The following is an 11,888-nucleotide window of genomic DNA, read 5'->3' as shown; positions in this document are numbered from 1 at the left end:
AGTTCACGGCGCAGCCGAGCGATCGGCTCCTCGTCGGGCCGCCGCGGCAGTGGGCCGAGCAGCTGGCCACGCTGGTCCTCGAGCACGGCATCAGCGCCTTCATCGCCCCGGGTGACGACCCCGATGTCATCGCGCTCTTCGGCGAGGATGTCGCGCCGGCCACGCGAGAGCTCGTGGCTGCTGAACGTTCCCGCCGCGGGATCACCACAGCTCGCCCGGGCCGGAAGGACTGACGAGCCGTGGATCTCGGTCACCCGCTGGAGTTCGGCGCGTTCATCACGCCACACAACTCATGGGGCCCGACGGCCGACAGCGGACACACCACGGGCGACCCGCTCGCGCCCGTCCGCCTCGCGCAGCACAGCGAGGCCGTCGGTCTCGACCTCGTCGCCTTCCAGGACCACCCCTACCAGCCCCGATTCCACGAGACGTGGACCCTGCTCAGCTGGGTCGCCGGGCAGACCGACCGGATCCGCCTTGCCCCCAGCGTCATCAACGTCCCGATGCGTCAGCCGGCGGTACTCGCCAAGGCAGCCGCGAGCCTCGACCTGCTCTCGCACGGCCGGTTGCAGCTGGCCCTGGGGGCCGGCCACTTCTGGGACGCGATGGAGTCAATGGGCACTCGACGCCTCCAGCCCGGTGAGTCGATCGATGCCCTGGAGGAAGCCATCGACATCCTCCGGGGCGTCTGGGCGGCAGGCGAACGGAACCCTTTGCGCACCAATGGAGTCCACCATCGCGTGGATGGGGTCGTGCGCGGTCCCGCCCCGGCCCACACCCTCCCGATCTGGGTCGGCGGGGGCAAGCCGCGCATGCTCGACCTCATCGGTCGGCTCGCCGACGGCTGGGTCATCCCCGGCGGCACGGTTGGTCTGGGGGACCTGTCCGCGACCGGCCGAGCCGTCGACGAGGCTGCGATCAAGGCCGGCCGCGACCCTCGCGAGATCCGGCGCATCGCCAACGTGTCAGGCAGTTTCGATGCGCGCCGCCGTGGCTTCCTCCAGGGACCTGCGACGCAGTGGGTCGAGCAGCTCCTCCCCGTGGTCCTGGATGACGGCGTCGGCACGGTGGTCCTCGCCTCCGACGGGCCCGCGGCGATCGAGACCTTCGCGGGCGAGGTCGTCCCGGCCCTCCGCGAAGCCGTCGCCGCCGAGCGCGAGCGGAGGGGCACCGAGACCCGGACCATCACGAGCACCTTCGTCCGCGTCCAGCGCCACGTCGGCATCGACTACGACTCCGTCCCGGCGCCGCTGGCCCACGGGGCGGTGGAGCCGGGGGATGCCGCCTACGCCCGCCACCGGTCGACCTACCTGCGTGGAGGGTCGCCGGGGCTCGTGCTGCGCCCACGGGACGTCGGCGAGGTCGCCGAGTCGGTCCGTTGGGCCGGGACCCAGCCGGTCCCGTTGTCCGTGCGCAGCGGAGGTCACGGCATCAGCGGCCGCTCCACGAACCGCGGCGGCATCATCATCGACCTCGGCCGGCTGCGCGAGATCGAGGTCCTCGATCCGGCAACGAGGCGCGTGCGCATCGGGCCGGGCGCCCGCTGGGGCGAGGTTGCCGCGGCGCTGGCTCCGCGCGGGTGGGCGATCACCTCAGGGGACTACGGTGGAGTGGGCGTCGGCGGCCTCGCCACGGCGGGCGGCATCGGCTTCCTCGGGCGTCTGCAGGGCCTGACCATCGATCGACTGCGCGCGGTCGAGATGGTCCTCGCCGACGGATCGATGGTCCGGGCCAGCGAGTCCGAGAACCGGGACCTCTTCTGGGGCGTGCGCGGTGCCGGCTTCCTGCTGGGCATCGTGACCTCCTTCGAGTTCGAGGCCGGAGAGGTGGGCGACATCGGCTTCGGTCAGCTGGTCCACGACGTCACCTCGGACGTGGCCGGCTTCCTCGTGCGCTGGGGGGCAGCCGTGGAGGGGTCGCCGCGCGACACGACGAGCTTCCTCATCATGGGTCCGCCCCGCAACGGACGGGTCGTCGCCCAGACGATGAACGTCGTCGCCTCGGATGACGCCGAGAGGATCCTGGCCAGGCTCCAGGTCCTCGCCGGGGTGGCCCCCCTCATCGGCCAGCAGGCGCAGATCATGCCCTACGCAGCCCTCGTCGCCGCCCCGCCGTCCGCCCACGACGCCCAGGGCCAGCCGGTGGCCCGATCGGGCCTGCTGGACCACGTCAGCCCCGGGTTCGCGAAGCAGGCCGCCGATCTCCTGCACTCCGGTTCCGTCCACTTCTTCCAGATCCGGGCCCTCGGCGGGGCGACGCAGGACATGACCCCCGACGCGACGGCCTTCGCTCACCGGTCGGCGCGGTTCAGCGTCGTGGCCATGGGGGCGAGCCACTCCCGGCTCGACCGCGTGTGGGACGCCCTGGCCCACCACTTCGACGGCCTCTACGTCAGTTTCGACACGGACCGGCGACCCGAGCGAGTCGGCGACGCCTTTCCACCCGCCACCCTCGAACGGCTCCGCGCGCTGAAGCGAACCTACGACCCGGGCAACGTCTTCCGGGACAACGTCCAGATCGAGCCGACCCAGCCCTAGTCCGTATGCCGCTCAGCCGGCACCGCGCCTCACCGCGCGAGGCGCGGGGCGAGCTCAGCGGCATACGGCATGGGTGTGGACTCGTGGCTGGCGACGTTTTCGATAACGTTATCGGAAACGATTGACACGATGCGTCGACGGCTGCAAACGTGGCCCTGTCCATCCCTCTCAAACGACTTCCACACTCACACAATGTGACTCTCTCAACGACGAGGAGACCAACGATGCGCGGGACACCGATCTTGCGGGCCATGGCCGTCGGGACGGTTCTCACGGTGCTCGCGGCCTGCGGCGGCGGCGACGGTGAGACTGGCTCGCCCGGCGAGTCCGGGGGTGACGTCACGATCACGTGGTGGCACAACTCCAACACCAGCCCGGGCAAGGACTACTACGACAAGGTCGCCAAGGACTTCGAGGCCGCCAACGAGGGGGTGACGGTCCAGGTCAGCGCCATGCAGCATGAGGACATGCTGACCAAGCTCGACGCGGCCTTCCAGAGCGGCGACGCGCCCGACGTCTACATGGAGCGGGGCGGCGGCGAGCTCGCCGACCACGTCGAGGCGGGCCTGACCAAGGACCTCAGCACGGCAGCGGCCGACACCATCGGCAAGCTCGGCGGCTCGGTGAACGGATGGCAGGTCGACGGCAAGACCTACGCCCTGCCGTTCTCGGTCGGCGTCGTCGGGTTCTGGTACAACACGTCGCTCTTCGCGAAGGCCGGCGTCACCGAGGCGCCGACGACCTGGGACGAGTTCTACGCCGCCGTCGACAAGCTCAAGGCTGCCGGGATCGAGCCGGTCTCGGTGGGAGCCGGCGACAAGTGGCCGGCGGCGCACTACTGGTACTACTTCTCCCTGCGGCAGTGCCCCAAGCAGGTGCTGACCGACGCGGTCACGAGCCTCAGCTTCACCGACCCGTGCTTCATCCGGGCGGGCGAGGACGTCCAACGCCTCGTGGCAGCGAAACCCTTCAACAAGGGCTTCCTGTCCACGCCCGCCCAGAGCGGGCCCACCAGCGCCTCCGGCCTGCTCGCCACGGGCAAGGTCGCCATGGAGCTGCAGGGCCACTGGGAGCCGGGCGTCATGCAGGGCCTGACCCCAGACAAGAAGGGGCTCGGTGAGGACCTCGGCTGGTTCGCCTTCCCTGCCGTCTCCGGTGGTCAGGGTGACCCGGCCGCCGCCCTCGGTGGTGGCGACGCGTGGGCCGTCTCGCAGGACGCGCCCGACGCCGCGGTCGAGTTCGTGAAGTACATGCTGTCCGACGAGGTCCAGAAGGGCTTCGCCGAGCTCGACATGGGCCTGCCGACCAACCCGGCCTCGACCCAGTACGTCTCGGACCAGGCGCTCGCCGCCCTGATCGAGGTGCGCGACCAGGCGCCCTACGTCCAGCTCTACTTCGACACCGCCTTCGGCGCCTCCGTCGGTGGAGCCATGAACGACGAGATCGCCCTGATGTTCGCCGACAAGGCCTCCCCGCAGGACATCGTCGAGGCGACCCAGGCGGCGGCGGACGCCGCGAAGTGACCGACCTGTTGGCCCCGGCCACCGACCGTGCGGAGGCACCGTCGGCGGCCGGGAGCCCCAGGCCTCGTCGCCGCGGTCCGGGGCTGCGGACGGCGCTCGAGGTCCTCTTCTTCGTCGGCCCGGCGCTGGCGCTCTTCGGCTTCTTCGTCGTGTGGCCGATCGTCAAGGCGGTCCAGTTCTCGGTCTATCGGTGGAAGGGCTTCGGCCCGCTCGACGACTTCGTGGGGCTGCGCAACTACGTCAGCGTGCTGCAGAACGAGGTCTTCACCGACGCGCTCCTGCACAACCTCACCATCGTCGTCTTCTCGATCCTCATCCAGCTCCCCCTCGGCCTCGCCGTCGCGCTGCTCCTCAACCGGCGGATGCCGGGCCAGGGGCTGCTGCGAACGGTCATCTTCGTGCCCTACGTCCTCGCGGAGGTCATCGCCGGAGTCGTGTGGTTCCAGCTGCTCCAACCGCAGTACGGCGTCATCGACGGGCTCCTGTCCGCCGTGGGCCTCGAAGGCCCCGAGGAAGGGTGGCTCGGCACGCCGGAGCTCGCCCTCCCCGCGGTCATCGTCGTGCTGACGTGGAAGTACCTCGGCCTCGCCGTGATCCTCTTCCTCGCTGGTCTCCAGGGCGTGCCGGAGGAGCTCTACGAGGCGGCCGAGATCGACGGTGCGTCGTGGTGGCAGGTCCAGCGACGGATCACCATCCCGCTGCTCGGTCCGACCCTGCGCACCTGGGCCTTCCTGTCGATGATCGGCTCGCTCCAGGTCTTCGACATGGTGTGGATCCTCACCGGGGGCGGTCCGGCCAACGCGACGACGACGATGGCGACCTTCCTCATCAACGAGGGGACGAAGCGGCAGAACTACGGCATCGCCGCCGCGGCGTCCGTCGTCCTGTTCGTCGTCGCGCTCATCATGGCCCTCGCCTACCAGCGCTTCATCCTGCGGCGTGACACGCTCGACGCCGACGTGCCGAAGGGAGCCTCCCGATGAGCGGGCGCACGACCCGGCGCCAGGGCAGGGGCGGCAACCCCCTCGTCTACGCGGTGGCCCTCGCCGTCGTGGCCGTGACCCTCGGCCCGGTGCTCTACGGCGTGCTCGGTGGCTTCCGGACCAACGCCCAGATCGCCGAGACCCCCGCCGGCCTGCCGGACCCCTGGGTCCTGGGCAACTATGCGGGCGTCGTCACCAACCCCGACTTCTGGCAGTACGCCTGGAACTCCACCGTGATCGCCGTGCTCACGACGGCCATCGTCGTCGTCCTCGGCCTCATGGCGGCCTACCCCCTCGCCCGCTACCGGTTCCGCTGGCGCGAGCGGCTCTACCTCGTCTTCGTCCTCGGGCTCCTCTTCCCGGCCACCGTCGCGATCATCCCGCTGTTCATCCTCGTGACGCGCGACCTGCACCTCGGCAACACCTGGTGGGGGGTGGCCCTCCCGCAGGCGGCCTTCGCCCTGCCCATGACGGTCGTCATCCTCCGGCCCTTCCTCATGGCGCTGCCGGACGAGCTGGAGGAGGCCGCCCTCATCGACGGCGCCTCCAGGGTCGGCTTCTTCTGGCGCATCGTCGTGCCCCTCTCCGGACCCGGGATGGTGACCGTCGGGGTGCTCGCCTTCGTCGGCTCCTGGAACGCCTACCTCCTACCGCTGCTCCTGCTCCAGGGCGACATGAAGACGCTGCCGCTCGGCGTCGCGGACTTCTCGTCGCAGTACTCGTCCGACACCGCCGGTGTGTTCGCCTTCACGAGCCTCGCGATGATCCCGGCGCTCGTGTTCTTCCTCGCGATGCAGAAGCGCATCGTCAATGGCCTCCAGGGCGCCGTGAAGGGGTGAGCGGGCCGCCTCCACCAGCCCGCAGCCTCGGCCCGCAGCCTCGGCCAGCCCCGGAACGGCCCCGTCGTTCCCCTCCCAAGGAAGGTCCCGTGACGGATCTGCAAGCCTCTCCCCAGGCCACGCCCCAGGTGACCGCTGACGCGCCTACCGAGGCGACCAAGGCCGCCCCGCGGCCGGTCACCCCTGCTCGCATCCCTGCGGAGGCCGTCGAGCGGATCCGATCGATCATCGCCGGAATGTCCTTGGAGGAGAAGCTCGCCCAGCTCGTCGGCTTCTGGGAGAAGGGGGACGGCGAGGCAGTCGCCCCGCTCCAAGGGGAGTTCGAGGTCACCCAGACGCTCGATGAGGCGACCAGGCACGGGTTGGGCCACCTGACGCGCGTCTACGGCACCCGGCCGGTCGAGCCGGCCGAGCGGGCGAGGTGGCTCTGGGAGCGCCAGCGCAGGCTGGTCCGCGAGACTCGGCTCGGCATTCCCGCCCTCGTCCACGAGGAGTGCCTCACCGGGCTCGCGGCCTGGCGTGCGGCGACCTTCCCCACACCGCTGGCCTGGGGCGCGGCGTTCGACCCCGAGCTCGTCGCCGAGATGGGCGAGGCGATCGGCACCTCGATGCGGCAGCTCGGGATCCACCAGGGTCTCGCCCCGGTCCTCGACGTCATCCGGGACCCCCGCTGGGGGCGCGTCGAGGAGTGCATCTCCGAGGACCCCTACCTCGTCGGCACCCTGGGGACCTCGTTCGTGCTCGGCCTCCAGTCCGCGGGCGTCCACGCCACCCTCAAGCACTTCGTCGGCTACTCCGCATCCGAGGCGGGCCGCAACTTCGGTCCGGTGCAGGCGGGGCCGCGTGAGGTGGCGGACGTGCTGCTCCTTCCCTTCGAGATGGCCGTGCTCGACGGCGGGGCCCGGTCCGTCATGCACTCCTACTCCGAGATCGACGGCGTCCCGGTCGCCGCCGACCCCGACCTGCTCACCGGGCTGCTCCGGGACCGCTGGGGCTTCGACGGCACCCTCGTCGCGGACTACTTCGGCGTCGCCTTCCTCCACCTGCTCCACCACGTCGCAAAGGACCTCGGCGAGGCCGCGGGCCAGGCCCTGGCGGCCGGGGTCGACATCGAGCTGCCGACGGGTGACGCCTACCTCGGGCCGCTCGCCGCAGCGGTCGAGGCCGGCACGGTCGAGGAGTCGCTCGTCGACCGGGCGGTGTTCCGCGCGCTGCACCAGAAGGCAGAGCTCGGCCTCCTCGAGGGGGACGTCGAGCCCGAGCCGCCCACCTCGATCGACCTCGACAGCCTTGAGCACCGCCGGATCGCCTCGCGTCTCGCCGAGGAGTCGGTGGTCCTCGTGTCCAACGACGGGACGCTCCCCCTCGCCGGCCCCGCCCGGGTGGCGGTCGTCGGCCCGAACGCCGACCGCGTCGAGGCGCTCTTCGGCGGCTACTCCTTCATCAACCACGTCCTGTCCCACCATCCCGGGGTCGAGCACGGCATCGAGGTGCAGACGGTCCGTGCCGCCCTGGAGGACGAGCTCGTCGGGAGCGAGATCGTCCACGCCGCGGGTTGCGCGGTGGACGACGACGACACCTCCGGACTCGCCGCTGCCCGCGCAGCCGCGGAGGGAGCCGACGTCGCGGTCGTCGTCGTCGGGGACCAGGCCGGCCTCTTCGGCCGCGGGACCGTCGGGGAGGGCAGTGACCGTGACGACCTCGACCTGCCGGGGGTGCAGCGCGCCCTCGTGGACGCGGTGCTGGCGACGGGCACGCCGGTGGTCCTCGTCCTCGTCACGGGCCGCCCCTACGCGATCGACTGGGCTCTCGACCGGTGCTCCGCGGTGGTCCAGACCTTCTTCCCGGGGGAGGAGGGCGCTGCCGCGATCGCGGGGGTCCTCTCCGGGAGGGTCAACCCGTCGGGGCGGCTCCCGGTCAGCCTTCCCCGGTCGGCCGGCGCGCAGCCCTACACCTACCTGCACCCCGTCCTCGGTGGCGACACCGATGTGACGAACCTCAGCAGTCTGCCGGCGCGGCCCTTCGGCCACGGTCTGTCCTACACGACCTTCGCGCACGAGGGTCTCGCCGTCGACGCCGGTGCTGGGACGTCAGGGCCGATCCGGGCGCGGGTCCGCGTGACGAACACCGGCGACCGGGCGGGCGAGGACGTCGTCCAGCTCTACGGTCGTGACGTCGTCGCGAGCGTGACCCGCCCCGTGGCCCAGCTCCTCGGCTACCGCCGCGTCCGTCTCGAGCCGGGTGAGGCCGTCGTCGTCGAGTTCGTCGTCCCGCCTGCGCGGCTGGCCTTCACGGACCGCCGGGGTGAGCGGGTGGTCGAGCCCGGAGAGCTCCGGCTCTGGGTCGGCCCGTCGTGCGCGGAGCCCGAGACCGAGGCGTCGGTCGACCTCGCCGGGGCGGTCCACCGGGTCGGTATCGCGGACGAGCGCTGGACGAGCACCAGCCTCCGCTGACGGAGCCAGGACCACGATGCCGTATGCCGCTGGGCCCGGCGGCTGCCCATCGCCCTTTCCGGGGTGGTGCCGTCACCAGCATGGTGGACTGGCTGCATGCCCTCGGAGCCGCGCGACCACCGGCCCCTGATCGTCGCCGCGGCGACGGCAGTCGTGTCGCTCGGGCTGGTGGTCAGCGGGGCCGCGCTCGGCTGGCTGGGGCCGGACACGGGTCGGGGCGACGGTTTCTGCGAGGCAGCGACCTCGGGCTGGATCCGGCAACCGGCCAACACGTGGTCCAACCTCGCGTTCGTCGTCGCCGGGCTCGCCGTGGCCCGCCGGGCAGGAACGCGCGAGGGACGGCTCTGGCCGCACCCCAGCCTGGCCACGACGCTGTCGGTCGTCATCGTGCTCCTCGGCCCGGGCAGCATGGCGATGCATGCCACCCAGTCGTCCCTCGGTGGGCGACTCGACCTCCTCAGCATGTACCTGCTGGCAGCCTTTGCGGCGGCCTACGCGTGGATGCGGGTGCTGCGCCGAGGACTGGGCTTCTTCCTCGGGGCGGGCCTCGCGGTCGTCATCACGTGCGAGCTCGTGGAGAACGCCGAGTGGCGCGTTCCCGTGGTGATGTCGGGAGCCAACCTCGCCTTCGGCGTGGCCCTGCTGCTGGCCATGCTGGGCGAGCTGGTCCTGCTCCGAAGAAGGGGCCTTCGCCGCGAGCTCCGTTGGGGCGTCGCAGCCGTCGCGGCCCTGGTGCTCGCGTTCACCGTCTGGACCGCGGCGAAGACGGGGGCCCCGCTGTGCCGCCCGGACTCGATCGCCCAGGGCCACGCGGCGTGGCACGTCCTCGACGCGCTCGCCGCGTGGTTCCTCTATCGGTTCTACGCCAGCGAGAGGTTGGCGGCGTACCGTTGAACTGTGAACACGGTGCATCTCTCGGACGCTGAGCTCGCGCTGACAAGGCACGCGATGCGTGCCTACCTCAGCACGTTCGGCCATGACGAGGCCGACGTCCTCGCTCAGGTGAAGTCGGTCATCGCGAAGCTCGATGCCGCCGAGCACGAAGAGGACGAGCAGATCCCGGTCGGCTGACGGGTCGGGCCGGCCCGACCGACGGATCGGGGCAGCCGGAGCACGGAGGGCGTGCGGGGCTCAGCGCGCCCGGCAGGACGCCCGCTCGACCATCGAGGTCGGCAGCCGCACGTGCGTCTGCTCCGGTTCGCGCCCCTGGAGCAGGGTGACGAGCATCTGCAGGGCGGTGGCGCCGATGTCGTGCAGCGGCTGGTTGATCGTCGTCAGCGGCGGCTGTGAGAGGACGGACTCGGGGATGTTGTCGAAGCCGATGACCGACAGGTCGTCCGGGACGCCCAACCCCAGGTCATGCGCCACGTCGATGGTGCGGATCGCAGACAGGTCGTTGGCGGCGAAGACCGCCGTCGGACGGTCCGGCCGGGTGAGGAGCTCGCGCGCCGGGCCCTCGGTCGACTCGGGCCGGTAGCCGCCGACGAGGACGAGGGACTCGTCGACGACCGCACCCGCCGCGGCCATGGCGTGGCGGAAGCCCTCCTCGCGCTGGCGAGCCGACTCCAGGTCGGGGCGCCCACCGAGGAAGCCGATGCGCCGGTGGCCGAGGCCGAGCAGGTGCTGCGTGGCGAGCACCGCGCCGGCGAAGTTGTCGGACTCGACCGTCGGGACGTCGGTGGGGCCGGTGTGCGGGTCGATCGCGACGACCGGGATCGCGTTGCGGGCGTCGACGACCGTCGGGGTGACGATGATCGCGCCATCGATGAGGGTGCCGCCGAGTCGGGAGAGCGAGCGGCGCTCCCACCCGACGGCCCCGCCCTGGTGGCCGCCGGAGTAGGCGAGCAGCTCGTAGCCGGTCGGGCCGATGGCGGCGGACACTCCCTTGAGCAGCTCGGTGCTGAAGGGCTCGAACTCCGCGACGAGCACCCCGATGATGTTGGTCCGGTGGCTCCGCAGGCTCCGCGCGCCGAGGCTCGTCTCGTAGCCGAGCTCGTCGATGACCCTGGAGACCTTCTCTGCCGTCTCCCGGGAGACGCCGTAGTGGCCGTTGACGACCTTGGAGACCGTCGCGACGGACACCCCGGCGGTGCGCGCGACGTCCTGCATGCGGACACGACCACCCGTGTGCACCGGCCCGACACCCGCCTCTCACGCGTCTCGCGCAGCGGGCGCGCCATGCTGGGCGCCGCGTTCTCGCGCAGTCTCGATAACGTTATCGAGAGGATACCGCGGCACGGCGACGACGCCGGTGCGCCCGGCACCACCCGCCGTGGCACGTCCCGGCCAACCCTGACCAGGCCAACCCTGACCAGGCCGACCCCGACCAGCCCTGGATCACGCCTCCGCGGAGTCGAAGGCGCGTTGCAGCTCGGCGATGTCGAGCTTCTTCATCCGGAAGATCGCGTCGGCGACGGCCTTCTCCTTCGCCGGGTCGGCCGAGTCGAGCTCGGTGAGCATGGTCGGGACGACCTGCCACGAGAAGCCGAACCGGTCCTTGAGCCAGCCGCACATGCTCTCCTCACCGCCGTCGGCGGTCAGCGCCTCCCAGTAGTGGTCGATCTCGTCCTGGTCGGCGCAGAGGATCTGCATCGAGGTCGCCTCGGAGAAGGTGAACTCGGGGCCTCCGTTGAGGGCGGTGTAGGGCTGCCCGTCGAGCTCGAAGTCGACGGTCATGGGGGTCCCGGGAGTGAATGGAGTGGGGAACGGGCTGCCCTCGGGGTAGCGCTGGACCCGCACCACCCGGGAGTTGGGGAAGACCGAGCAGTAGAACTCGGCAGCCTGCTCGGCCTCGCCGTTGAACCAGAGGCAGGGAACGGTCTTGGGCATCGGCGCCTCCTTGCGTCGGCAGGTCACCCCGCCCCTCGGGGTGCAGCTACCGACGCTAGCCACCTGCGGGCCGCAGGTCGACCCCCGGGGTCTGACCCCGCGTCGAATGGCCGTGAAGCGCCTGCCGCAGCCCCCGAGCAGGCCCGGGTCAGCCGATGAGGTGCTCGAGGGCGAGCTGCTGGAGGCGCACGAAGCCGTAGTCCCGCTCCGCGGCCCGCTCGAGGTCGAGCTCCTCGTCGGACGCGAGGAACTGCTCGACCGTCTCCCCGTCCGCGAGCGTGGGGACGGCGAGGTCGAGCACGCCGGCCTGGGCCATCGCGGCCTGGACCTCGGCGTCGGCGCGGAACGCCCTGGCCTTCTCGGCGAGCAGGAGGTAGGTGGACATGCAGGCCCGGGCCGACTCCCAGATGCCGTCGAGGTACTCGGTGCGGGACGGCTTGTAGTCGAAGTGGCGTGGACCGGTGTAGCGCGGTCCGTCCGGGTGGCCGGGGAAGCCGTTCTCGAGCAGGTCGACGGTGAAGAAGGCGGAGATGAGGTCACCGTGGCCGAAGACGAGGTCCTGGTCGTACTTGAGGCCGCGCTGGCCGTTGAGGTCGATGTGGAAGAGCTTCTCGCTCCACAGTGCCTGGGCGAGGGCGTGGGTGTAGTTGAGGTTCGCCATCTGCTCGTGGCCGGTCTCGGGGTTGAGTCCGACGATGTCGCCGTGCTCGAGCTCGGCGATGAG

At 71.3% G+C, this 11,888-nt stretch carries 9 protein-coding genes and 2 pseudogenes; 8 read left to right on the top strand and 3 right to left on the bottom strand.

Annotated features, from left to right (window positions below; genetic code table 11):
* The 8 genes and pseudogenes from LOY02_RS06110 to LOY02_RS06075 form a co-directional block, all read left to right on the top strand.
* Window positions 1–233, top strand: a pseudogene (locus tag LOY02_RS06110) (hypothetical protein); the annotation flags it as partial.
* A gap of 6 nt (window positions 234–239) precedes the next feature.
* A complete protein-coding gene (locus tag LOY02_RS06105) occupies window positions 240–2,537 on the top strand; it encodes an LLM class flavin-dependent oxidoreductase (protein ID WP_317181445.1) in 2,298 nt (765 codons plus the stop codon).
* A gap of 224 nt (window positions 2,538–2,761) precedes the next feature.
* Window positions 2,762–4,060: an ABC transporter substrate-binding protein gene (locus LOY02_RS06100; protein ID WP_317181444.1), complete on the top strand. Its 1,299-nt coding sequence runs from the start codon at window positions 2,762–2,764 to the stop codon at window positions 4,058–4,060.
* Complete coding sequence (locus tag LOY02_RS06095) at window positions 4,057–5,043, top strand: sugar ABC transporter permease (protein WP_317181443.1); 987 nt, start codon at window positions 4,057–4,059, stop codon at window positions 5,041–5,043. The genes LOY02_RS06100 and LOY02_RS06095 overlap by 4 nt, the downstream gene beginning before the upstream one ends.
* On the top strand, window positions 5,040–5,882 hold the full coding sequence (locus LOY02_RS06090) for a carbohydrate ABC transporter permease (RefSeq protein WP_317181442.1): 843 nt from the start codon (window positions 5,040–5,042) through the stop codon (window positions 5,880–5,882). The genes LOY02_RS06095 and LOY02_RS06090 overlap by 4 nt, the downstream gene beginning before the upstream one ends.
* Before the next feature lie 236 nt (window positions 5,883–6,118).
* Complete coding sequence (locus LOY02_RS06085) at window positions 6,119–8,335, top strand: glycoside hydrolase family 3 N-terminal domain-containing protein (protein WP_317181450.1); 2,217 nt, start codon at window positions 6,119–6,121, stop codon at window positions 8,333–8,335.
* A gap of 96 nt (window positions 8,336–8,431) precedes the next feature.
* Window positions 8,432–9,229, top strand: coding sequence for a ceramidase domain-containing protein (locus LOY02_RS06080; RefSeq protein ID WP_317181441.1), 798 nt, complete (start codon window positions 8,432–8,434; stop codon window positions 9,227–9,229).
* A 3-nt stretch (window positions 9,230–9,232) separates the two neighbouring features.
* Entirely contained in the window at window positions 9,233–9,406 is a 174-nt protein-coding gene (locus tag LOY02_RS06075) for a hypothetical protein (RefSeq protein WP_317181440.1), read from the top strand.
* 60 nt (window positions 9,407–9,466) lie between these two features.
* Here LOY02_RS06075 and LOY02_RS06070 read toward each other — a convergent pair whose 3' ends face one another.
* From LOY02_RS06070 to LOY02_RS06060, 3 genes and pseudogenes are all read right to left on the bottom strand, one after another.
* A complete protein-coding gene (locus tag LOY02_RS06070) occupies window positions 9,467–10,444 on the bottom strand; it encodes a LacI family DNA-binding transcriptional regulator (RefSeq protein WP_317181439.1) in 978 nt (325 codons plus the stop codon).
* Between the two features lie 228 nt (window positions 10,445–10,672).
* Window positions 10,673–11,164 carry a VOC family protein gene (locus tag LOY02_RS06065; RefSeq protein ID WP_317181438.1) on the bottom strand — a complete coding sequence of 164 codons (492 nt, stop codon included), beginning with the start codon at window positions 11,162–11,164 and terminating at the stop codon, window positions 10,673–10,675.
* 148 nt (window positions 11,165–11,312) lie between these two features.
* Window positions 11,313–11,888, bottom strand: a pseudogene (locus LOY02_RS06060) (xylose isomerase); the annotation flags it as partial.

Origin of the sequence: Intrasporangium sp., assembly GCF_032907665.1 — a bacterium.
Taxonomy (GTDB): Bacteria; Actinomycetota; Actinomycetes; order Actinomycetales; family Dermatophilaceae; genus Intrasporangium.
This window is presented reverse-complemented; position numbering and strand designations above follow the sequence as displayed.